Here is a 22,565-nt window from a genome sequence, read left to right on the forward strand (position 1 = left end):
CTTCCATAAATATGTGCTTTATAATCTTGATTTAAAATTTTATTATTTTTTAAATTAGTAATGGTATGATACAAATAATCATAATGTATATGAGCATTATTGGTATCTAATTTACTTGATTGAATTTTGAAATTTTCTAAAACTTCTTTCAAAAAAGGTAAATCATCTTCCATAAAAGTAGTAGTTGCACTATATTTGTCCACATCAGAAACTCTTTGGCAAAAACAATGATAAAATACATTTACAGCTACTACATCAAATTTTTTAGCTATAAAATTTCTATAACTTTCTAGAAAATGTATATTTGCATTTGCTCCAAATCCACCTATGATAAAAACAATAGCTTCCATTTGCTTACTATCATCATAAGTGATTCTATATTCTAATTTACTTTCTCTTTTTATATTTAATTCTACATCATTGCAAGAGTCTATAAAATAAGTTTCATTTTTAAGCATATTAAGCCTTTTAGAAATTTTGATTAATTATATCATCAAAATTTCTAAATAAATAAAAATTATCCAAAAGCTCCATTTAAATAAGCTTTTGTTTTTTCTTCTTTAGGATTTTCAAAAAATTCCTTGCTCTCTCCAAATTCTACAAGTTCGCCTAGATGAAAAAATGCAGTATAATCAGCTACGCGCTTACCTTGTTGCATGTTATGCGTTACCATGATCATAGAAAGATTATGACTTAATTCTTTAATAAGCTCTTCTATAACGCTTGAAGATATAGGATCAAGTGCAGAAGTTGGTTCATCTAAAAGTAATAATTTTGGCTTTATGGCCAAAGCTCTTGCTATACAAAGGCGTTGTTGCTGACCACCTGAAAGTGCTAGAGCATTTTGTTTTAGTTTATCCTTTACCTCCTCAAAAAGCCCTACTTTTTTAAGACAATCTTCCACCAAAGCATCTTCTTCATCTTTGTTTTTGATCATCCCATGGAGTTTTGGAGCATAAGAAATATTATCATAAATGCTTTTTACAAAAACATTAGGTTGTTGAAATACCATTCCAACTTTTTTTCTAAGCACGACTAAATCTTGATTTTTAACATCTTTTCCATCAATCTCAACAAGACCATCGATTTTTGCTATTTTGTCATTCATCCTATTAAAACAACGCAAAAATGTGGATTTTCCACAGCCTGAAGCACCTATTAAAGCTGTGATTTTATTTTTTTGAATTTCCATATTAATATCAAATAAAGCTTGTTTTTTACCATAAAATAAATTTAGATTTGTTGTTTTTGCTATCATTTTAATTTTCCTTGAAAATATCTTCTTAAAAGTATTGCTGCTAAATTTAAAATCACCAAAAGAGATAAAAGCACTATAATTCCTGCTGCTGTTCTTTCTAAAAATGCACGCTCTGGCATAGCTGACCATGAAAAAATTTGAGCAGGTAAAACACTTGTTGGCGCAAAAACACTATTTGCCACATCAGGTATAAAAGCTATCATACCTATAATCATCAAAGGTGCGGTTTCGCCAATAGCTTGAGCTAAAGTTAAAATAGAACCTGTTAAAATCATAGGCATTGCCAAAGGTAACATAATGCCTTTTATCATTTGAATTTTAGTCATGCCTAAAGCATATGCTGCATTTTTCATATTAATATCCACACTTTTTAAGGCAGCTTTAGTTGAAACAATAATAATAGGTAAGCTCATAATAGCCAAAGTTAATCCTCCAACTAAAGCACTAGAACGAGGCATCCCAAAAAGATTAATAAACACCCCAAGTCCTAAAAGTCCAAATAAAATACTAGGAATACTTGCAAGGTTATTAATACACACTTCTATAAAATGCGTAAATACATTTTGCGGAGCAAATTCTTCTAAATAAATAGCTGCTCCAACTCCTATTGGGATACTTACAACCATACATACTATCATCACAAGTAAAGTTCCAACCACAGAAGCAAAGATTCCTGAATTTTCAGGTGATTTAGAATCTCCATTAAGGAAAAAATTTGTATTAAAACTTAGTTTGATTTCTTGCTTTTGAACTAATTCATCAACTAAAGTTTTTTGTTCATCGCTTAGTTTATTGTAATTTTTTTTCATATATTGATCAACTTCAGAATTTGCTAAAAGCCAAGATTTTTCTTTGATTTGACCCGTTCTTATTTTCCTTTGTTCAGCACGCGATAAAAGCTCATATGAAGGGCTATTTCTATCAGCCTGGGCATAAATGTAAGTTTGCTTAAAAGCTCCTATCCCAAGATACCCTACGCTTGATAAAAAAATACAAAGAAAAATAAGGTTTATATAAAGCCCCATTTTACAGAATCTTTTGAAATTTTTTGAAGCTTTTTTTCTTTGTTTAAAAAGTTTTTTCATAAATTTTTCCTTTTATGGAAGCGATTTATCAAATAAACGCTAAAAATATTAATGATTAATGTAATAATAAAAAGCACAAGCCCTAAAGAAAATGCACTTAAAGCTAAAGAACTATCAAAAGCTTGATCACCGCTTAATGCTTCTACTATTTTTACAGTCACTGTTGTCATATCTTCTAAAAAATTCATTGTTAAATTTGGACGCAATGAAGCAGCCATAACAACAATCATCGTTTCACCTAAAGCTCTTGAAAGTCCTAAAAGACAAGCTGCAACTATACCTGGCATTGCTTCTGGTAAAATTACTGCAAAAACGACTTCTTTTTTAGTCATACCTAAAGCATAAGCTCCATTTATCCTTTTTAAACTTACAGCTTCAATGCAATCTTGTGAGAGTGAAGCCACTATAGGAACTATCATAATACCCATGATAAAACCTGCACCTAGGGCACTTTGAAAACTAGCTTCTATACCAAAAAGAGAAAAAAACCACACTATAAAAGGAGCTACAACTATGGCTGCGAAAAATCCAAAAACTACAGTAGGAATTCCTGCTATGATTTCTAAAATAGGTTTTAAATAGTTTTTAGATTTTTTACCTGCAAATACTCCAAGATAAATAGCACACATTACACCTAAAGGTAAGGCTGTTAGCATTGCTATTAATGAAATATAAAAAGTTCCCCAAAATAAACTCAAAGCACCAAAAACCCCATGCTTGCTACTTCCATCAGCACCTACAAATGCAGCATCTGCTGCCCACTGACTTGAGAATAAAAAAGTAAATACGCTTTCTTTTTGAAAAAATTTTAATGCCTCTATTAAAATAGTTAGCATAATAGCAAAGCTTACTACTACGCTAACAAAAGCACAAAGAAAAAGCGTTAATTTTATTATTTTTTCTTTTATCAATTTTTCATCCTAAAAATTAAAAAACTTTCCCTGCTTTAACAAGCTCATCAGTTAATAAACCTTTTTCTTCTATATGTTTTTGGGTTTGTTTTAAAGTTTTTTCATCCAAAGGAACTAATCCTATTTTTTCTAATTCTGCTCCGCTTTTAGCTAAATCATCACTCATATAAATTTTTGCAAATTCAAATACTTCTGGATTTTTCTTAGCATTCATATATATAAACAAAGAACGAGCTAGTTTATATTTTCCTTCGGAAATATTTTTCTCATCAGCTTTTACACCATCAATATCAACTGCATTAATCTTATCATCATTGCTAGCTAAAAATCCGTATCCAAAAAGCCCAAAAGCTTCTTTATCAACAGAAAGTTTTGAAACAATTAAATTATCGTTTTCTCCACTTGGTATAAATGCTCCATCTTGGCGTATAGTTTTATATGCACCTTTATATTCAGGAATTTTTTTAGAAATATCTACCATTACAAGTTCTTCTATACTATCTCTTGTTCCTGAACTTGATGGAGGGCCATAGATTGTAATTTTTCTATTTGGTAGATTTTTATTGATTTGTTGCCAATTTGTATAAGGATTTGGGACTAATTTTCCATCTTGTGGAATTTCTTTGGCCAAAGCTAAAAATAACTCATGTAAGCTTATATTTAATGGAGCATTGATTTTATTTTGAGCTAAAACTATGCCATCATAACCTATCATAATCCCGACTATATCACTCACACCTGATTTTTTACAAGTTTCAAATTCACTTGGCTTGATTGCTCTTGAAGCATTAGAAATATCAGTAATTCCCTCGCAAAACACTTTAAAACCACCGCCTGTGCCAAGACTTTCAACTATAGGTGTTTTTGTATTTTTTATAGAAGCATACTCTTCAGCAACAAAAGAAGTAAAAGGATAGACAGTAGATGAACCTGCTATTTTTAATTCTGCTGCGTTTAAACTAACAAAGGTAGCCACACTTAAAGCCAAAAGTTTTTTCATTTTTTCTCCTTGTTTTAAAAAAGTAATGAAAATTTAAAAAAACTTGGAAACATTTTGGATACATGTATTTTTTGATATAATTTTATATGCTAAATGTTATTTTGATAGAAGATGATAAAGATTTAAATGAGTTAATTAGTTTAAGACTTAGTCAAGAAAATATAAAAATTTATAATTATTTTGATTTTTTTGACTTAGAAACCTTTCTAGATACAAATGAAATAGACTTAATCATCATGGATAGAAATTTACCAAGTGGCGATAGTGTAGAGATGATAAAACAATTAAGAAAAAAAGGTTATATGGAGCCTGTGATTTTTCTTAGTGCAAAGACTTTACAAAAAGATATTTTAGAAGGTTTTGAGCAAGGCTGTGATGATTATATATGCAAACCTTTTGATTTTAATGAACTTTTATTTAGAATCAAAGCCGTAACTAAAAGAAATAAAACTCCAAAAGAACAAATTTCTTATCAAGATTTTACTTTATATATAGAAGAAAGGAAATTAATTTATCAAACAAATACATTTGAAAATTTATCAACCCTAGATGTAGAATTACTCAAGTGTTTTTTTAATCACAAAAATCAACTTCTAAGCCGTCAATTTTTAAGTGAGCAGGTATGGAAAAATGACACAACAAGCGATAAGACAATCAATACGGCTATTTTAAGATTAAAACAAAAAATTCCACAAATTAAAGAAAATATCATTTCAGTGCGCTCGGTGGGTTATAAATTGTGTTAAAAATCAGAAATTTTTTTGCTTTATTTTTTATATGTTTTTGTATATTTTTTATAGGATTGTTTTATTTTGTTAATGTGCAATATATAAACAACACTATAAAAAGCACTTATGAGCAAAAATTAAAAACTTTGAATGATACATTAAAATTTAGCATTATAAAAACACTCAATACAAACAATATTCAAGAATTTTCTCAACAAACAAGAGCAGATTTTATCATCAAAAAAGATGGAAAAACCATCTCATCTTTAGATGATTTTGATTTCTTTAAAAATCAATTTAACGCAGATTTTACACATGAATTTTTTAATAATAAAGAAATTTATTATAAAGCTTATCAATATGAAGGATATAAATACATCATCATTGTTTATCCAAAAATAAACGCAAAAATACAAGATTTTTGGATAAAAAATATTTTGATTTTTTTACTTTTTTTAGCAGTATTAACTGCAATATATATTTTTATATTTAACTTTTTTAAAAAATACTTTCAAGAATTACTTTTGTTTATTAAAAATATAAAGAGTCAATCAGAATTTCATTTTACAAAGAACTTTTTTTATGATTTAAATTCTTTAAATTTAAGATTATTAAAAATAAAAAAGTTATTTTATGAGAAAGAATTACAAAATAAAAAACAAGCCAAAAAAATTAAAATGAAAAACACTCAACTTTCAAATTTAATCAGCGCTATTTCACATGAGTTAAAAAATCCTTTAAGTGTTATAAATTTAAGTTTGCAATCTTTAGAAAAAGAACATAATGATGAAACTATGAGAAAATTTATGCTTGAAAAAATTCACAAGCAAAGCGTAAAAATCAACCAACTAACACACAAACTAAATTTTGTTTTTAATTTAAATATCACATCTTTAAATGAAGAAAATTTTGATTTATATGCTTTAAGTAAAAATATTGTTGAAAATTTTAATGAAGGCAGGATTAAAATTCAAGGAGAGCAAACTTTCATAAAAGCAGATTCTTTTCTCATTGAGCAAGTTATTATTAATCTCATTAGCAATGCACTAAAATATAGTCAAAAAGATATTTTTATTGAAGTTAAAAACCAAGAATTTACTATACAAGATCAAGGCATAGGCATAGAGGAAAAATATTTAAAACTAATCACAAAAAAATTTTATAAAATCAATACTAGCCAAAACAATTCTTTTGGACTAGGATTGTTTTTAGTTAAAAAAATACTCACTTTACACAAAAGTTCTTTAAAAATTCAATCTAACCCACAAAAAGGCAGTGTTTTTTCTTTTAGTATAAAAAATACAAAATAATTTTTTTATTATTAATATCTTTTTAATAAAACTATATTAATATAATAAAGCAATAACACTTAAAGGAGAGAAAATGCTTTCAAAAGAAGTAGTAGCTTTATTAAATGAGCAAATTAATAAAGAAATGTATGCAGCAAATTTGTATTTGAGTATGAGTTCATGGTGCTATGAGCATAGTTTTGATGGTGCAGGGGCATTTTTGTTCGAGCATGCAAGAGAAGAAAGTGATCATGCTAGAAAACTCATCACTTATTTGAATGAAACTGATTCTAAAGTAGAATTAAAAGAAGTTAAAAAACCTGATAGTGATTTTAAATCATTGCTTGATGTATTTGAAAAAACTTTTGAGCATGAGCAAAGTATCACTGCTTCTATTAATAATCTTGTAGATTTTATGCTTTCAAGTAAAGATTATTCTACTTTTAATTTTCTACAATGGTATGTAAGCGAACAACACGAAGAGGAAGCGCTTTTTAGAGGTATAGTAGATAAAATCAAACTCATAAGCGATAATGGCAATGGCTTATACATGGTAGATCAATACATCAAAAGTCTGACTAATAAATAATTTTTAGCTTCCATAAATTTGGAAGCTAAATATCTTTTAATTTAAAAGAATTCTTGCAAAATAAAAGTAAATTTGCTAAAATACTTTTTATTTAAAAGGATTTTTATGCAAATGAATGAAATTACTGATAAATTAAAATTTATACTCCAAAAAGAAGGAATAAAAAACGCCAAAGATTCTGATGTAGCTAAGATGCTAAATATCAATCCTGATACCTTTTATAGTATGAAATTTAGAAATTCCATACCTTATAAACAAATACTTCATTTTTTAAATGAGAGAAATATTAATATCAATGCGTTTTTTTATGAAGATTCCCTTGAGAGTAATACTCTAACGCATGATCTAAACTATAATGTTTTAAAATATTATGATGTTAATGCTTCTATGGGAGGTGGAGCTTTAAATGATAATGTAAGTTTTTCAGAAGTGATTATAGATGAAAAGCTAAGTGATTTTTTTGACTCTAAAGATTGTGATATCATCCCATGTATAGGCGATAGCATGGAGCCTGAAATCAAAGATGATTCTTTGTGTTTAGTAGATAAAAGCAAAAGCTTTAAAGAAGGTGGAGTTTTTGCAGTAAATACCAGAGATGGTTTATTTATCAAACAAATTTTTAAAAGCAATAAAGGCGGAGTTTATTTACACTCTTTTAACCTAAGTTATGCGGATGTTCATTATCAAAATGGAGACTTTTTAATTGTAGGTAAGGTAGTAGGGACTATTAGTAGAATTTAATATTTAGCAAATAACTTCTTTTTCTATATGATAATTTTTATTATTTAAATTAATAAAAAGTTAATAAATTATATTTTTAAGTTAATTTTTATTAAAAAATAGTCAAAATTATGTTTTAAAAGTTAATAGATAATAAATAAGAGTGTTTTTATCTTTTAACAAAACTACATGAAAGGGAAGTTATGAAACATAAACTAGCTAAAGTCGCCACTTATGCTTGTTTAGCATTGGGCATTAGTTTGACTACACAAGCTTTTGCTTCTTCAGAGCCTAGAACCCTTGATGGTTATGTGGCTCAAGAAGATGCATTTTTTGATTATCTTTATAAAAATCACCCTATTTTTAAATATGAAAAAGAAGGGCGTTTGGTGGGTAAATTTACCCATAGTGATAGAACTGAAAATTGGGTTGTAAATCAAAATGGAGCTAAATTTGCTGCCGAGCATGATTTAAAACAAGCTTCTATTACTTATCGCTTGCCTTATGAATCTTTTTTGGATTTTCCAAACAAATTTGTGGGTCCAAAAAAATGTGGCGAATGCCATCCTGCTCAATATGCTTCTTGGGAGCGCTCTCGTCATGCAAAAACCGTGCGTTTTCCACATGAAATGGAAGAAGTTGGTGGAGCTGAAGGTTTGAAAAAACCTATGTATAATTCTCAAGCTACTATTTTACCCGATGGAATTTATCCAAATGATGTTTATGCTCTCATTGGAACGCCAAGAACAAAATATGGTTTTATAGATAGATGGCTTGTGCGTGGAACTTACCATGTTGAAGATGGAAATTTGAGTGATTTAAGTGGTAAATTAACCGCTGGAGGTAATCAATTTTCAAGACTTTGGAGTGAGTTTTTAACCCCTGAAATGGCACAAAAAATAGCTGCATTTGCACCTGGTTTTCCTACTAAAATGGAAGATTTTGGAGGAAATGGCTCTCAAGTATGGGGAACAAACTCTTATGCTGCAACCTATAAAGAAAAAGCGGTTTTCCAACCTGCTACTGCGTATTGTGAAACCTGTCATACTTTTAAATTTGACTTTAAAAGCAAGGAAGAATTTTACAAAGCACTGGGTAATCCAAAAGAACTTCAAAAACATACCATCTCAAAAGGCATTACTTGCGAGGAATGCCATGGGGCTGGAGCACATCTTTATGGAGCAAGAGGTGCGGGTATGCCATCAAATTGTGAAAGATGTCATCAAAGATTTTCATACAATGAAACCGATGCTAAAATCAATCCTAGAAAACCTTTCAATGCGTATTTTAAATCAAGTTGTCCTGCGTGTGGAACAGAAGGTGCTCAAATGTATTCTTCAGCACACTACGATAAGGGTATGAGATGTAATACTTGTCATGATCCGCATGAAGTAACTTTTAATGATTGGAAAAGCGGTTATACTAAAACAAAACTTAAAAAAACTTGCAAAGATTGTCATGAAACTCAAGCAAGCTTTTTCAAAAAAGGTGGAATTCACGCAAAAGATAACTGTACAGCTTGTCACATGCCAAATATGATGAGTTGTGAAAACTTTGGAGCAGTTCAAAACCCTGATAAAGGTGGATTTGATAATGTTAGAGCTTCACATATTTGGAATATCAAAGTAGATAAAACCGCAAAAACACTTAATCCACCAGAAGGTAAAGAAAGATCGCCTAAAGTTGGTGGTTGGACCATAGCTAGAGATGATGAAGGTAGATTCTTCCTTGATTTAATGTGGAGTTGTGGTAGAACTAGTTTTAGTGATATTAACCTAATGGGTCCTGGTGCAAGTGGTTGTCATAGTCCTGTACAATCAACCTTACCTGAAAAACTTCACTTTAGCAATCAAGAAATGATTTATGATAAAGTAATGCAGTGGCAAAACCCTGTTAAAGAAGGATATGAGAAAATTAGAAAAGGTATAGCAAATATTGATAAAACTTTTGCTGAAAAAAATAAACTTTCAATAGAGCAAAAATCAAAAGTATTAAGCCTAACAAATCAAGCTCAAGCCATAGCTGATAGACTAGAAAAAGATGGTTCTTGGGGTGTTCATGGACCTGCTTATTCTAAGAAAATCATAGAAGAAGCTTTAATTTATATCCAAGAAGCACAAAATATCCTAAATGGTAAATAAAAACAAAGGAAGAATGAAAAATTCTTCCTTAAAATAAGGAGCTAGTCTTGAAAAATTTAATTACTCGACTTTTTATTGTGCTTTTTACTCTTTTTATGCCATCAGGATTTATTTTTGCTGAGGCTAATGGAGAAATAGGCTCAATAGAAGGTGTAAAAAGCATTAGCTTAGCACAAGCTCAAGAAATGCTAGATCAAAACAATACTTATTTTTTTGATGTCAATTCAGAGCAAGATAGACAAGCTAATGGCTATATACCTAATTCCATATCAACCTATGTGGAAAATTGGCAAAATTTACTACCTAATGATAAAAATGCAAATTTAGTATTTTATGGTTTAAATCGTTTTAGATTTGAAGCTTCTCAAGCTGCTGCAGTTGCTATAGAACTTGGCTATAAAAACTCTGTTGTAATGCTTGATGGTATAGAATCATGGGTAACTTCAGGTAGAAAAGTTGAAAAAATAGACACAGTTAAATGGGAAAAAGCTAAAGAAATTATCGAGTTTAAAGATACTATTCACTCAAGATTTAAATTTAGCAATACCCCATCTTGTCGTGATTGTCATGCTCAAAAAGGTAAAGGCATTAGAGCTGATATTGCAGCAAGTAAAAACTTAATCAATCAAAAATGTGCAACTTGCCATGAAAAAGCAAGCAATGCTTTAGCAAAAAGCGCTCATGGAGTAGAAAAGTTCTTACCTGCTCAAGATATGCAAAAGAAAAAAGAAAAACCATCTTGTGCGACTTGTCACTCTATTCATATTACCCCAAAACATTCAGGAATTTATTCACAAAAACAATTAGTCGATCAAAAATGTGCACAATGCCATAAACAAAAAAGTGCAACTTTTCATATGACTTTCCATGGTAAAGGCATGATATTAAGTACACCGGGTGAAACTCCAAGTGTTGCTACTTGTTCTGATTGTCATGGCAAACACAATATTTTAAAATCAAGTGAAAGAAGCTCAACCCTCTCGCCAATTAACCGTGTTCAAACTTGCAAATCATGCCACCCAAATGCAAATGAAAATTTCGCAAATTGGATGGCACATGCTGATCATAGTGATGGTGAAAAATATCCTGGATTACATGGTGCTTATATATTCATGACTATTTTGGTCATTTCTGTATTTGTTTTCTTTGGAGCCCATACTATACTTTGGTGCTTGCGTTTAATTGCTATGCGTATAAAATATCCTAAAGAATGGAAAGAAGCAAGAAAAGCAGCACATGAAGATAAAGTAAGAGTAAGAAGATTTAGCACTTTTCATAGAATTCAGCATTTTTTTATGGCAGTTAGCTTTTTGGGTCTTGCATTCTCAGGCTTACCGCAAAAATTCTATGATTCAGCATGGGCTAAACCTATGATTGATTTAATGGGTGGAGATATCATTAACGCTGCAACCATACATCATATTTCAGCCATAGTAATGTTTGCAGTATTTTTCTCTCACATTGGAGAAATCATCATCGTAAATTGGAAACGCCGTGATGTAGCAAGGGATCCAATAACTGGCAAAATAAGCTTTATGAAAGTTTTAAAAGCTACTTTTGGACCTGATTCTTTAATGCCAAATTGGCAAGATTTTAAAGATATGAAAGATCATTTTAAATGGTTCTTTGGTTTTGGACCAAGACCGCAATTTGACCGCTGGACTTATTGGGAAAAATTTGACTATCTAGCAGTATTTTGGGGTATGTTTATCATTGGTATTTCAGGGCTTATTTTATGGTTTCCTGCTTTCTTTGGTAAATTTTTACCAGGTGAAGCAATCAACTTAGCAACCCTACTTCACTCTGATGAAGCTTTACTTGCTACAGGATTTATTTTTGCAATTCACTTCTTTAATACGCATTTTAGAGCAGATCGCTTCCCTATGGATATGGTGATTTTTTCAGGAAGTATTAGCGAAGAAGAGATTAAACAAGAAAGAAATGTATGGTATAAACGCTTAAAAGAAAGTGGAAAATTAAGCACTTTATATGAAAATAAAAGTAACTTCAAAGCATATCAATGGCTAGCTAAACTTGCAGGATTTGCAATGCTAATCACTGGTTTGGTATTTTTATTTTTAATGCTTTATACTTTCTTTAACACTATCTTATAACCTTATTCGCTATAATAGCGAATAAGGACTTTTTCTAATTTTTTCAAGGATTTTAAATGTTTAAAACAATACTCTCACTTAGTTTTTTAAGTATTTTTTTTATAGCTTGTTCTAATGAAGAAAAACTTGATTCTAATTTAATCTCAAGCGGTACACAATTTTCTAAAGAAAATTTACAAAAAGCAAATGATTTAGATAAAAAATCTTATGAAGAAATAGCTCATTTATTTAAAGATAATGCAAATATAAAAAGTGATGATAAAAACATTTTAATCATTTTCAGCGCAAATCACTGCCTTTATTGTGATAAATTAAAAGAAGAAATTAAAAATGATAAAAAAATACAAGAACTTATAAAAGACAAATACAGCTCATATTATATAAATATAAGCTATAAAAAAATTCATACATTTTATAAAAACCATAAAAGTGACTTAAGTACAGCTGAACTTTCTAGTATTTATGATATAGTAGCCACCCCTACTATTGTAATTTTAAACAAAAATAGCCAAACTTTGCTAAATTATCCTGGTTTTATTAGCGCAAAAAGACTAAGCGCTACAATGGAGTTTTTAAATCAAAAAGAAAATCAAAATTTAGACGAAGCAACCATAGCACAAAAACTCATACATTTTTATAAAGAAAATAATATTTAAAGGTTAAAAATGCAGTATTTTTTTTCTTTTGCAATGAGTTTTTTGCTAATGAGCATATATGCCATAGCTTGTGCTGTGGCAACCTTTATAGAAAATGATTTTGGTATTAGTGCAGCTAAAGCTTTAATTTATAATAATGCTTGGTTTGATATGTTGCATTTATTACTAGGTTTAAATTTAATCGGAGTGATATTTTGTAACAAGCTTTTTCAAAAGAAAAAATACTCTATCTTGCTTTTACATTTATCTTTTATAGTGATTTTAATCGGTGCCGGACTTACTAGATATTTTGGCTTAGAAGGTGGAATGCATATAAGAGAAAATCAAAGCTCGAGTACCATAGTTACTAGAGAAGAATTTATAAAAATTACTGATTTTGATACTAATGCCAGTTTTGAATTTCCTATTAGCTTTACCCCGCTAACTCAAAAGCATTTTAAAAAAACTATTGACTTAAATGGCGAAAAATTAATCATAAGCTCTATCAAATACACTCCACAAAAAGACTCTATCACACCTGCTAGCTTAAAATTAAATATTAATTATCAAAAAGCAAATACACAAATAATCTTAAATCCAAATTTTACAAACAAACAAGCAGTGCATTTTAACTTACAGGGAAAAAATTTTACTATCAATTGGGGACCAAGAGAAATTAAGCTTCCTTTTGCATTACACTTAAAAGATTTTATACTAGAGCGTTATTTAGGCTCTATGAGTCCATCTTCTTATACTTCAAAAATTCAAATCATAGATAAGCAAAATAATATTAATCTAGATTATGATATTTTTATGAATAATGTTCTTGATTATGGTGGATATAGATTTTTTCAAAGCTCTTATGATCAAGATGAGCAAGGCACTATACTTTCAGTTAATAAAGATCCTGGTAAAATCCCTACTTATATAGGTTATACTTTATTGATTTTGGGATTTTTATGGGTTTTATTTGATAAAAACTCAAGATTTCATCGTTTAAGCATTTATTTAAAAAAAGGTCAAAGTTTTGTATTGTTTATTTTGCTTTTTGCAAATTTACAAACTCCACTTTTTGCACAAGAAGATAAAAATGAAATTTTAAATTTAATCTCGAATTTGCAAAAAAATTCCTATGAACATTCTTTAAATTTTGCAAGATTACTTGTGCAAGATCATAATGGTAGAATCAAGCCTTTAGATACTTTGGCAATGGAGTTTGTTTATAAAATCACTCAAAAAGAAAAATTTTTAAATCTTCACTATGATCAAATTTTTCTAGCAATGATGATTTATCCTAAAGAATTTAGAAAAATCAAAATGATAGCTACAAAAACAAGCAAGCTAAGAGAATTAATAGGCACAGATATAAATGAAAAATACATAGCATTTGATGATGTGTTTGATAATGAGGTATATAAACTTAGTAATTATGTTGAGGAAGCTAACCGCAAAAAGCCCTCACTAAGAACTAACTTCGATAAAGATTTACTAGCCTTAGATGAAAAAATAAATCATGCATATTATATTTATAGCGGTCAAGCTTTAACTATTTTTCCTGATATTAATGAACAAAGTTTAAAGTGGTATTCTCCGGTGCAAATTTTACCTTTTGCAAAAGAAGATGTAGAGCGTTTACAAATGCTTTTAGTTAGCTATTTTTTACAAGTTCGCAATGGTGTTGAAAATAATCAATGGCAAGATGCGAATGAAATTTTACAATCTTTAAAAGATTTTCAAAATCACTATGGAAGCAGTGTTTTACCACCAAAAGAAAGATTAGATCTTGAAATACTGCTTAATCATTACAATATCTTTGATAATCTAACTTTTGTTTATATTAGCTTTGCGTTAGTGTTTTTCTTTTTAAGTTTTTATACTATATTAAAAAATATTTCTTTATCTGCCTTTGTATATAGATTTTTTTACATCATTTTAAGTATATGTGTAATCATACATGCACTAGCTTTAAGCATTCGTTGGTATGTAGGTGGGCATGCTCCTTGGAGTAATGCTTATGAAAGCATGATTTACATAGCTTTTGCTTGTGCGATAAGTGCTGTGATATTTTTTAAAAAATCACTCTTAGCTTTATGTGGTGCGAGTTTTTTAGCAGGCATTTCGCTTTTTGTAGCTCATCTTGGCTTTATGGATCCTCAAATTGGAAATTTAGTACCTGTTTTAAAATCATATTGGCTTAATATTCATGTTTCTATTATAACAGCAAGTTATGGATTTTTAGCACTTTGTTTTATTATAGGGATTTTGAGTTTAATTCTTTTTGCTTTAAGGGGTAAAAATAAAAATATAGATTTAAACATCATTAAATTACACTGCGTTAATGAAATGTCTATGATAATAGGACTTGCAATGCTTACAATAGGAAATTTTTTAGGCGGAGTTTGGGCCAATGAAAGCTGGGGAAGATATTGGGGTTGGGATCCAAAAGAAACTTGGGCTTTGATTTCTATTGTAGTTTATACTATAGTATTGCACTTAAGATTTATTTTTAAAACTTATTTTATTTTTGTTTTTGCAAGTGCTAGTGTTTTAGCCTTTTATAGCATATTAATGACTTATTTTGGAGTGAATTTTTATCTTTCTGGGCTTCATTCTTATGCAAATGGTGATGCTTTTCCTATACCAACTTTTGTGTATGTTTTGATTGTACTTAATTTTATTTTAATTATTAGCGCAGGAAGAAAACGGGATTTAAATACGCCTAGTTTTTAAACTAGGCTTTGCTTTTTTCTATTTCTTGAAGTGCATGGATGAGATCTTTTAAATTTTCATATGGAATGTGAACTTTCCAATCTATTCCATTTTCTTTTTTCAAAGCCACACCTATACTTAAGACATCATTACTTCCTATACCATAAGGATTAGAAAGATTACAAAGGCTTATTTCTCCACTTTTACTGCCATGTAATTCTATAGTTTTAAATATTTTTTTACTCATGTTTATCCCTAAAAGCTGTGATAATTTTTGCTTGAAATTTCAACCAATCTTTTTGAAGCATAATAGGAAAACCACCATAAACCCTAGCACCTTCTAAATTTTTAGTGACCCCACCTCTTGCTGCTATGGTAGCAAAATCTCCTATTTCTAAATGTCCGCTTGTAGCGCTTTGTCCACCCATGGTGACATTTTTACCCAAAATACTTGAGCCTGAAATTCCACTTTGAGCTACTATAAGACAATTCTCCCCTACTTCACAATTATGCCCTACTTGAACAAGATTATCAATCTTTGTACCTTGCTTTATGATAGTGCTTTCAAAAACCGCTCTATCAATAGTCGTGCAAGCTCCAACTTCTACAAAATCTTCTAAAATAACATTCCCATTGTGATAAATCTTATAATGCTCGCCATTTTTTGTATGCGCATAGCCAAAACCATCACTACCTATAACACAATTTGCCAGTAAATGACATTTTTTACCTATTTTAGTGTCATTATAAATCACAACATTTGGATGGATTGTAGTATATTCACCTATACTTACATTATCGCCTATATAAGCTCCTGCCATTATCACTACATGATCAGCTATTTGGACATTTTCTCCAATATAAACATTTGGCATAATCTTGGCACTTTTAGCGATTTTAGAATTTTTCTTTTCACTAGAAATTAAAGGTTTAGCAAAAAGCTTACTTAAAAGCGCAAAAGATAAATGTGGATTATCAACAACTAATTTAACACAATCTTTTGAAACTAAATTTTCAAATTCTTTTGAGACTAATATAGCCCCAGCTCCACTACTTGTAATTTTTTTAGAGTTTTTTTCTCCATCGCAATAACTAAGTTCAGTAAAACTTGCATTATTTAATGAATTTAAAGCTGTAATTTCTATATCATCTCCGCAATATTCTATGCCTAAAAATTTAGCAATTTCACTAATTTTCATTTTACCTCCATTAAAATAGAACCACTTCTAACTACACTAATAGGATTATACTTTTTCATAGTTTTTAAAAAGTTATCGATATTTTTTGCATCATCACTTGCCATTACTATAATAAACTCATCATCACTATAAGTCACACTGCCATTATAAGCTTTTAATATGGCATCTAAACCTGCAAAATTTTCATTTAAAGCAATCTTTACCAAAGCTGTTTCTTTTTCTATAAAATCACTAGAATCAATTACCTTATAAGTAGGTATGAGTTTATGAAGTTGTTTTATGATTTGCTCAAAAACTTTTTCATCGCCTAAAGTAACGATATTTATCCTTGAGAATTCTTTATCATCAAGTGGAGCAACCGTAAGAGATTCTATATTATAACCGCGTCCTGAAAAAAGCCCGACAACGCGTGATAATACCCCATGCTCATTTAATACAATGACAGAAATTACTCTTCTTTTCATTTTTTATCCTTGTTTTTATAGCTAGGTAAAATCATATTATAAATAGCTCCGCCCGCAGGAACCATAGGTAATACATCTTCATAACGATCTATAGCTACATTTAAAACACAAGTTTTTTTAGATTCTAAGGCTGCTTTAAAAGTTTTTTGAAATTCTTCTTTATTAAAAACATTATAACCCTCACAATGAAAACCTTTAGCAATAGTAACAAAATCAGGTTGACTTGTTAGATCTGTATTAGAAAATCTTTCTTTATAAAACATACTTTGCCATTGTCTTACCATACCTAAAAAAGAATTATTTAAAATGATATTAATCACTTTAATTCCATAAGCACTTGCTGTCATTAGCTCTTGTATATTCATTAAAAAAGAACCATCGCCTACAAAATTTATTACAACTTCTTCATCTACAGCTAATTTAGCCCCAAGTGCGGCCGGTAAAGAATACCCCATAGTTCCTTGCCCACCGCTTGTTGCAAGTTGTCTAGCATAATTAAAAGGATAAAATTGCGCTACCCACATTTGATGTTGCCCCACATCAGTAATTATCCTTGCATCAGGAGCTAATCTAGCACATTCTTCTATAACCCATTGAGGTTTTAAAACTTCATCGCTATCTTCATAGATTAAAGGATATAATTGTTGATAGTTTTGTAAAGTTTTAAACCATTCTTGGTATTTTGTGTTGTCAAAACTTTCTTTTTTTAATTCTTCTAAGGTATCTAAAATAACACTTTTAATATCCCCAACTATAGGAAAATGCGCTTCGATGATTTTAGAAATAGAGCTTGGATCTATATCAATATGAACGATTTTTGCACCCTTAGCAAACTCACTTGTTTTACCAGTAATCCTATCATCAAACCTAGCACCCACAGCAATGAGCAAATCACACTCACTTAAAGCGATATTTGCACAATAACTTCCATGCATACCTGCCATTTTTAAATTAAGCTCATCATCACTTCTTAAAATCCCTAGAGCCATCAAAGTTTCAACTGCAGGAATTTGGCAAAAATGAATCAAATCTCTTAATTCGTCACTAGCATTAGAAGCTATACAACCTCCACCTAGGTAAAATAAAGGTTTTTGGGCATTTTTAATCAAACTTACTAATTTTTTAATTTGCTTGATATTTCCTTTATAGGTTGGCTTGTAAGTTTTCATAGAAATTTCTTTAGGATAATGCCATACACCCATAGCAGCAGTAACATCTTTAGGTATATCAATATGCACAGGCCCTTTTCTACCTGTTGTAGCAATATAAAAAGCTTCTTTTAAAATTTTAGGTAATTCTTCGATATTTTTTACTAAATAATTATGCTTTACACAAGGTCTTGAAATACCTATAGCATCGATTTCTTGAAAAGCATCTGTTCCTATTAAAGAATTTGCAACTTGAGCTGAAATTAAAACCAAAGGTATAGAATCACTATAAGCAGTAGCTAAACCTGTAACTGTATTAGTAAAACCAGGTCCACTTGTAACTACTGCCACACCAACTTTACCACTCATTCTAGCATAAGCATCAGCACTATGTAAGGCCGCTTGCTCGTGTCTGACTAAAATGTGTTTAAAATGAGTTTGCTTATAAATTTCATCATAAATATTTAAAGCCGCACCACCAGGATAACCAAAAACTACTTTAACATTTTCTTCTTTTAATGCTTCACAAATCATTTGCGAGCCATTTAGCTCTTTCATTATTTTACCTTTTTGCTTAAAATGGAAAATATTATAACGATAATTTAATAAATATTATTTCACAAGAAAGAGTTTCTTGCAAATCAAGAAACTACTTGTGCTTTTTTAGCGTATTCTATACCTAAATCAAAAGCTTTTGCATTTGCCTCTTTAGTTTTTGCAGGTACCATATCAAGCATAGTTTGTTTTAATGCATCAATATCAATACATTTACTCATATAAGCAGCTATAGCTAAAGCAACGACTGATTGAGTAGCTACATTCCCTACTTCTTCTTTAGCTATAGTAATAATAGGAATTTCAAAAATTTTCCATCTTGCATAATCTTCTTTACTTGGATGAACTAAATTTGGCTCTATAACTATAACACCACCATCACAAACACCATCTTTGAAACTATGATAACCTTTATCAGCAGTTGAAAGCATAAAACTAACTTCACCTTCTACTGCATAAGGAAAAAAGATTTCATTTTCATCAATGATAATATCAACCTTAGTTGGCCCACCTCTAACTTGAGAAGTATAAGTAGAAGCTTTAAAAGCATTACGCCCTTCTTTAATGGCGGCTTTAGCTAGAATTTCACCTGCAGTGATAACCCCTTGTCCACCTTCACCACAAAATCTTAATTGATATTTCATTTTAATACTCCCAAATCAACCATTCTTTTTTCTTTCAAGGCTCTTCTAACTTCCTCATAAGCTTCACAATATTCTGTTTTACTTTCATCTTGGTGTAAAATTCCTGTAGGGAATTTATCCGCTCTTTGTTCATAGTCTAATTGTTCAAATTTAGACTTTTCAATACAACGATTTTTAATCCAATCAAGCATGCTTACAGCTTCGCCCATTTTGTTTTTTCTACCTAGATTAATATGGCAGTTTGAAAATACATCTACAAAACTATAACCTTTGTGAGATAAAGCTTTAAAAATGATATTTTCAAGCTTATTTGCCTCTATAACATTTGTTCTTGCTACAAAAGAAGCCCCAGCGGCTTTAGTAAGCTCACAAGCATCAAAATTTGGGTCTATATTACCTGCTTGAGCTGTAACAGTGTAAAAGCCTTGTGGGGTAGTTGGTGAAGTTTGTGAATTTGTAAGACCATAAATAAAATTATTGATTAAAATATGAGTTAAATCTATATTTCTTCTACATCCATGGATGGTATGATTTCCACCAATTGCTAAAGTATCGCCATCTCCACTTACTACGATTACATGTTTTTTAGGGTTTGCCAGTTTAATCCCTGTTGCATAAGCAATAGCTCGACCATGAGTCGTATGGACTGTATTGCAATTTACATAAGAACTCATTCTACCACTACAACCTATACCAGAAACTAAGCAAACATCATCCATATTCCAGCCAAGTTTTTGAATAGCTCTAATAATAGCTTTTAAAACAACACCATCCCCACAACCCCAGCACCATTGTGTTGGAAGTTTATCTACTCTTAAATATTCATCATAATTAAAAGCCATTTTACATATTCTCCTTTACTTTAGCAATAATTTCACTTGGGGTTATAGGGCGACCATTTGCACGGTGCAAGCTAATAAAATCATCTCTTTTACTTACTCTTTGAATTTCTTCTAAATATTGCCCCATATTAAGCTCACTTACCATAACTTTTTCAAATTTAGATACTACTTGAGCTATTTTTTTCTCAGCAACTGGATAAAGGGTAATAGGTCTAAAAAGCCCTACTTTTAAACCCTCTTCTCTAAGTCTTAAAATAGCTTCTTTAGCAGATCTTGCAACGCTACCATAGGCGATGATTAAAAACTGCGCATCATCACACATAAACTCTTCATAAGTACAAATTTCATCGGTATTATTTTTAATCTTACCAAATAATCTTTTGATATTTTTATCTACTATTGCTCCATCTTCTGTTGGAAAGCCTATGTCTCCATGATGAAGTCCTGTGATATGATAACGATAACCTTCAAAGAAAGGATTTAATGTGGCAGCTTCATTTTCACCTGCTGCATAAGGTTTGTAATCTTTTTTATCGCCCGTAAATTTTTTGCGGTTGATAATTTCTAATTCTTCTAAATCAGGTAATTTTGCCTTACCATTCATGTGTCCTATGGTTTCATCTAAAAGCAAAAATACTGGAGTCATGTATTTTTCAGCTAAATTAAAAGCTCTAATAGTTTCAGTGTAAGCTTCCTCTAATGAAGCAGGAGCTAAAGCTATACTTGCATAATCTCCATGTGTTGGAGCTTTTGCTTGAAATAAATCACCTTGCGCAACCCTTGTTGGAAGACCGGTTGAAGGACCACCTCTCATAACATTTACAATTACTAGTGGAATTTCAGCTATAAAACCCAAACCAATTTGTTCAGCTTTTAAAGAAATTCCCGGCCCGCTGCTTGCTGTCATGGATTTTACTCCACTCATAGAAGCACCTAAGGCCACGCTAATACCCGAAATTTCATCTTCCATCTGTATAAAAGTACCATCATTTTTTGGCAACATATGGCTTAGTTCATGTGCTATTTCAGAACTTGGGGTAATTGGATAACCACCAAAAAATTTACAGCCACAATCAATCGCAGCTTTGGCTACTAAAACATTACCTGTTGATATAACTTCTCTCATTTTATTTTCCTATGCATTTAGTTTTTTGTATTTATTTTCTTTGACAGCTTGTGCTCTTTCTTTAGCTTCTGGCGTAAGCTTTGCAAATTTAAATTCATCTCTTTTGGCAACAAAAATCGCAAAATCAGGACAGTGACTTTCACATTCACTACAGCCTATACAAGAATCAGGATGAACCACTTCTATCATCTGTCCTAAAACTGCACTGATTTCATCTCTCATTGCTAAAACTCCGGCTGGACAATAGCTAACACAGATATTACAAGCCTTACATCTTGCTTCATCAACCCAAACTGGTGTATTCTCTGGAGCAATCATTAATATTCCTTTCTAGTTTTTTGTAATTTTCTAATGATTTTTTATTAAAAATTATTTTTAAAACAAACTTTTTATTATAGCGAATTTATAGCATGATTAAATATTATTTAAAAGATAAAATAAAACTAATAAGATTTTATAACACAAAGTAACATTAGGAGTAAAAAACTCCTAAAAAATTATTTATAATTATACTGAATAAAAGAATTTTCTAATGCAATTTGTTCTTGATTGTCTAATTTTAATTCTAAAGTTTCAAGCACCCCATCAAGACTAATCCTTGCCATAACTCCAAAAGCTTTTTTTCTTATGCTATATTCTCCATCTAAAATCACACATACTGGTAAAAATTCTCCACTTTTTAAAGCCTCTATCATTCTCACGCAAGCACTAGCAGGAGCTAAATAGGCTGAAGTTTTTAAATATTTTATAATTTTAGCACCACCGGTTTTAACCTCTTGTTCAATTTGAACAATATCTTGCTTATTTAAGACTTCACTTAAAGCTTTATTTTGCACTTTACTTTGAGATTTTACCAAAACCATACTATCATTGTGAAAACCTATAAGCTTAGTATCTATATAAGAAGTTTTTATATCTAATTTTTTGCTCACTTCGTATTTAAATCTAGCATTATCTAAAACACCTGCCATAGCAATGATTTTTTTTAATGAAAATAATTTACTTTCATAAAGAGCGTTGAGTAAAAAATCTACAGGATTGCTTACTATGATAAACAAAGGATCGTTGTTAAATTTTTTAATATTTTTTGCACACTCAAGCATAATTTTAGAATTAATAGCAAAAAGCTCATCTCTACTTTGACCTTCTTTTCTAGCTACACCTGCACTAAAAATAACCACTTGAGAATCTTTTGAGTATGTATAATCATCCGTACAAGTTATTTTAATATCAAAATTAAAAGCAGCTATGCTTTGACTTAGTTCTAATTCTCTAGCAAAAAGCAAGTCTTTATTAATATCAATCAATATAATCTCATCTATTAATTCTCTTAAAATTAAAGCATAAGCAATGCTTGCACCGACATTTCCTGCTCCTATGATGGTAATTTTCATCTTAGCTCCTTTGT

The 22,565-nt window shown here is 30.3% G+C and carries 22 protein-coding genes; 8 read left to right on the plus strand and 14 right to left on the minus strand.

Translation table 11 applies throughout. The features are described from left to right. The 5 genes from L8Y18_RS06650 to L8Y18_RS06670 all read right to left on the minus strand — a co-directional run. Window positions 1-458: DUF2920 family protein (locus L8Y18_RS06650; protein WP_263676525.1), on the minus strand; the 458-nt coding region annotated here is incomplete at its 3' end. Window positions 459-517: 59 nt separating this feature from the next. Next, complete coding sequence (gene pstB, locus L8Y18_RS06655; protein WP_087700725.1) at window positions 518-1,258, minus strand: phosphate ABC transporter ATP-binding protein PstB; 741 nt, start codon at window positions 1,256-1,258, stop codon at window positions 518-520. Continuing rightward, window positions 1,255-2,343 (minus strand): phosphate ABC transporter permease PstA, encoded by a 1,089-nt coding sequence (gene pstA / locus L8Y18_RS06660; protein ID WP_133318866.1) that lies wholly within the window; start codon window positions 2,341-2,343, stop codon window positions 1,255-1,257. Before pstA ends, pstB begins: the two co-directional genes overlap by 4 nt. Next, window positions 2,340-3,254 (minus strand): phosphate ABC transporter permease subunit PstC, encoded by a 915-nt coding sequence (pstC, locus tag L8Y18_RS06665; protein WP_047208303.1) that lies wholly within the window; start codon window positions 3,252-3,254, stop codon window positions 2,340-2,342. The genes pstA and pstC overlap by 4 nt, the downstream gene beginning before the upstream one ends. Window positions 3,255-3,270: 16 nt before the next feature. Next, complete coding sequence (locus L8Y18_RS06670) at window positions 3,271-4,254, minus strand: substrate-binding domain-containing protein (RefSeq protein ID WP_257928718.1); 984 nt, start codon at window positions 4,252-4,254, stop codon at window positions 3,271-3,273. Between the two features lie 86 nt (window positions 4,255-4,340). Here L8Y18_RS06670 and L8Y18_RS06675 point away from each other — a divergent pair, with 86 nt between their 5' ends. The 8 genes from L8Y18_RS06675 (at window position 4,341) to ccsA (ending at window position 15,200) form a co-directional block, all read left to right on the plus strand. Beyond that, a complete protein-coding gene (locus tag L8Y18_RS06675; protein WP_043019788.1) occupies window positions 4,341-5,000 on the plus strand; it encodes a response regulator transcription factor in 660 nt (219 codons plus the stop codon). 128 nt (window positions 5,001-5,128) lie between these two features. Then, window positions 5,129-6,292 (plus strand): sensor histidine kinase, encoded by a 1,164-nt coding sequence (locus L8Y18_RS06680; protein ID WP_263676526.1) that lies wholly within the window; start codon window positions 5,129-5,131, stop codon window positions 6,290-6,292. Between the two features lie 73 nt (window positions 6,293-6,365). Further along, window positions 6,366-6,860, plus strand: a complete 495-nt coding sequence (gene ftnA, locus L8Y18_RS06685) for a non-heme ferritin (protein WP_220566403.1) — start codon at window positions 6,366-6,368, stop codon at window positions 6,858-6,860. Between the two features lie 105 nt (window positions 6,861-6,965). Further along, the gene (locus tag L8Y18_RS06690) at window positions 6,966-7,601 is read left to right on the plus strand and encodes a helix-turn-helix transcriptional regulator (protein WP_263664950.1); all 636 of its coding nucleotides are present in this window, start codon (window positions 6,966-6,968) and stop codon (window positions 7,599-7,601) included. Window positions 7,602-7,783: 182 nt separating this feature from the next. Next, the gene (locus tag L8Y18_RS06695; RefSeq protein ID WP_133318862.1) at window positions 7,784-9,721 is read left to right on the plus strand and encodes a multiheme c-type cytochrome; all 1,938 of its coding nucleotides are present in this window, start codon (window positions 7,784-7,786) and stop codon (window positions 9,719-9,721) included. A gap of 95 nt (window positions 9,722-9,816) precedes the next feature. Next, a complete protein-coding gene (locus tag L8Y18_RS06700) occupies window positions 9,817-11,835 on the plus strand; it encodes a rhodanese-like domain-containing protein (RefSeq protein WP_412175458.1) in 2,019 nt (672 codons plus the stop codon). A gap of 56 nt (window positions 11,836-11,891) precedes the next feature. Further along, window positions 11,892-12,491 carry a SoxW family protein gene (locus L8Y18_RS06705; protein ID WP_263660777.1) on the plus strand — a complete coding sequence of 200 codons (600 nt, stop codon included), beginning with the start codon at window positions 11,892-11,894 and terminating at the stop codon, window positions 12,489-12,491. A gap of 9 nt (window positions 12,492-12,500) precedes the next feature. Continuing rightward, window positions 12,501-15,200, plus strand: coding sequence for a cytochrome c biogenesis protein (ccsA, locus tag L8Y18_RS06710; RefSeq protein ID WP_263676527.1), 2,700 nt, complete (start codon window positions 12,501-12,503; stop codon window positions 15,198-15,200). A 1-nt stretch (window position 15,201) separates the two neighbouring features. On the opposite strand, the gene L8Y18_RS06715 is transcribed toward ccsA, so the two are convergent. The 9 genes from L8Y18_RS06715 to L8Y18_RS06755 all read right to left on the minus strand — a co-directional run bounded on the left by L8Y18_RS06715 (window position 15,202) and on the right by L8Y18_RS06755 (window position 22,551). Continuing rightward, window positions 15,202-15,426 carry a hypothetical protein gene (locus L8Y18_RS06715; protein ID WP_133318859.1) on the minus strand — a complete coding sequence of 75 codons (225 nt, stop codon included), beginning with the start codon at window positions 15,424-15,426 and terminating at the stop codon, window positions 15,202-15,204. Beyond that, a complete protein-coding gene (gene lpxD, locus L8Y18_RS06720; protein WP_263664953.1) occupies window positions 15,419-16,378 on the minus strand; it encodes a UDP-3-O-(3-hydroxymyristoyl)glucosamine N-acyltransferase in 960 nt (319 codons plus the stop codon). The genes L8Y18_RS06715 and lpxD overlap by 8 nt, the downstream gene beginning before the upstream one ends. Further along, window positions 16,375-16,842: an acetolactate synthase small subunit gene (ilvN, locus tag L8Y18_RS06725; RefSeq protein ID WP_039626144.1), complete on the minus strand. Its 468-nt coding sequence runs from the start codon at window positions 16,840-16,842 to the stop codon at window positions 16,375-16,377. Before ilvN ends, lpxD begins: the two co-directional genes overlap by 4 nt. Next, window positions 16,839-18,548: an acetolactate synthase large subunit gene (locus L8Y18_RS06730; RefSeq protein WP_263676528.1), complete on the minus strand. Its 1,710-nt coding sequence runs from the start codon at window positions 18,546-18,548 to the stop codon at window positions 16,839-16,841. Before L8Y18_RS06730 ends, ilvN begins: the two co-directional genes overlap by 4 nt. An 83-nt stretch (window positions 18,549-18,631) precedes the next feature. Continuing rightward, the gene (locus L8Y18_RS06735) at window positions 18,632-19,189 is read right to left on the minus strand and encodes a 2-oxoacid:acceptor oxidoreductase family protein (protein ID WP_214118920.1); all 558 of its coding nucleotides are present in this window, start codon (window positions 19,187-19,189) and stop codon (window positions 18,632-18,634) included. Next, complete coding sequence (locus L8Y18_RS06740; protein ID WP_220566397.1) at window positions 19,186-20,031, minus strand: 2-oxoglutarate ferredoxin oxidoreductase subunit beta; 846 nt, start codon at window positions 20,029-20,031, stop codon at window positions 19,186-19,188. The genes L8Y18_RS06735 and L8Y18_RS06740 overlap by 4 nt, the downstream gene beginning before the upstream one ends. A gap of 1 nt (window position 20,032) precedes the next feature. Next, window positions 20,033-21,157 (minus strand): 2-oxoglutarate synthase subunit alpha, encoded by a 1,125-nt coding sequence (locus L8Y18_RS06745; RefSeq protein ID WP_039628358.1) that lies wholly within the window; start codon window positions 21,155-21,157, stop codon window positions 20,033-20,035. A gap of 9 nt (window positions 21,158-21,166) precedes the next feature. Beyond that, window positions 21,167-21,481, minus strand: coding sequence for a 4Fe-4S binding protein (locus L8Y18_RS06750; protein ID WP_133318853.1), 315 nt, complete (start codon window positions 21,479-21,481; stop codon window positions 21,167-21,169). Window positions 21,482-21,654: 173 nt separating this feature from the next. After that, window positions 21,655-22,551, minus strand: a complete 897-nt coding sequence (locus L8Y18_RS06755; protein WP_263664955.1) for a malate dehydrogenase — start codon at window positions 22,549-22,551, stop codon at window positions 21,655-21,657. Window positions 22,552-22,565: the final 14 nt, after the last annotated feature.

It is taken from the genome of Campylobacter sp. CNRCH_2007_0968H, assembly GCF_025773245.1.
Classification (GTDB): Bacteria; Campylobacterota; Campylobacteria; order Campylobacterales; family Campylobacteraceae; genus Campylobacter_D; species Campylobacter_D lari_D.

Bases quoted from the DNA above. Each gene is read 5' to 3' on its own strand.
- L8Y18_RS06690 (WP_263664950.1), top strand. From the start codon at position 6,966: ATGCAAATGAATGAAATTACTGATAAATTAAAATTTATACTCCAAAAA.
- L8Y18_RS06735 (WP_214118920.1), bottom strand. From the start codon at position 19,189: ATGAAATATCAATTAAGATTTTGTGGTGAAGGTGGACAAGGGGTTATC.
- ccsA (WP_263676527.1), top strand. From the start codon at position 12,501: ATGCAGTATTTTTTTTCTTTTGCAATGAGTTTTTTGCTAATGAGCATA.
- pstB (WP_087700725.1), bottom strand. From the start codon at position 1,258: ATGATAGCAAAAACAACAAATCTAAATTTATTTTATGGTAAAAAACAA.
- L8Y18_RS06705 (WP_263660777.1), top strand. From the start codon at position 11,892: ATGTTTAAAACAATACTCTCACTTAGTTTTTTAAGTATTTTTTTTATA.
- L8Y18_RS06700 (WP_412175458.1), top strand. From the start codon at position 9,817: ATGCCATCAGGATTTATTTTTGCTGAGGCTAATGGAGAAATAGGCTCA.
- L8Y18_RS06670 (WP_257928718.1), bottom strand. From the start codon at position 4,254: ATGAAAAAACTTTTGGCTTTAAGTGTGGCTACCTTTGTTAGTTTAAAC.
- L8Y18_RS06715 (WP_133318859.1), bottom strand. From the start codon at position 15,426: ATGAGTAAAAAAATATTTAAAACTATAGAATTACATGGCAGTAAAAGT.
- L8Y18_RS06740 (WP_220566397.1), bottom strand. From the start codon at position 20,031: ATGGCTTTTAATTATGATGAATATTTAAGAGTAGATAAACTTCCAACA.
- lpxD (WP_263664953.1), bottom strand. From the start codon at position 16,378: ATGAAAATTAGTGAAATTGCTAAATTTTTAGGCATAGAATATTGCGGA.
- ilvN (WP_039626144.1), bottom strand. From the start codon at position 16,842: ATGAAAAGAAGAGTAATTTCTGTCATTGTATTAAATGAGCATGGGGTA.
- pstA (WP_133318866.1), bottom strand. From the start codon at position 2,343: ATGAAAAAACTTTTTAAACAAAGAAAAAAAGCTTCAAAAAATTTCAAA.
- L8Y18_RS06695 (WP_133318862.1), top strand. From the start codon at position 7,784: ATGAAACATAAACTAGCTAAAGTCGCCACTTATGCTTGTTTAGCATTG.
- L8Y18_RS06755 (WP_263664955.1), bottom strand. From the start codon at position 22,551: ATGAAAATTACCATCATAGGAGCAGGAAATGTCGGTGCAAGCATTGCT.
- ftnA (WP_220566403.1), top strand. From the start codon at position 6,366: ATGCTTTCAAAAGAAGTAGTAGCTTTATTAAATGAGCAAATTAATAAA.
- L8Y18_RS06730 (WP_263676528.1), bottom strand. From the start codon at position 18,548: ATGAAAGAGCTAAATGGCTCGCAAATGATTTGTGAAGCATTAAAAGAA.
- L8Y18_RS06675 (WP_043019788.1), top strand. From the start codon at position 4,341: ATGCTAAATGTTATTTTGATAGAAGATGATAAAGATTTAAATGAGTTA.
- L8Y18_RS06745 (WP_039628358.1), bottom strand. From the start codon at position 21,157: ATGAGAGAAGTTATATCAACAGGTAATGTTTTAGTAGCCAAAGCTGCG.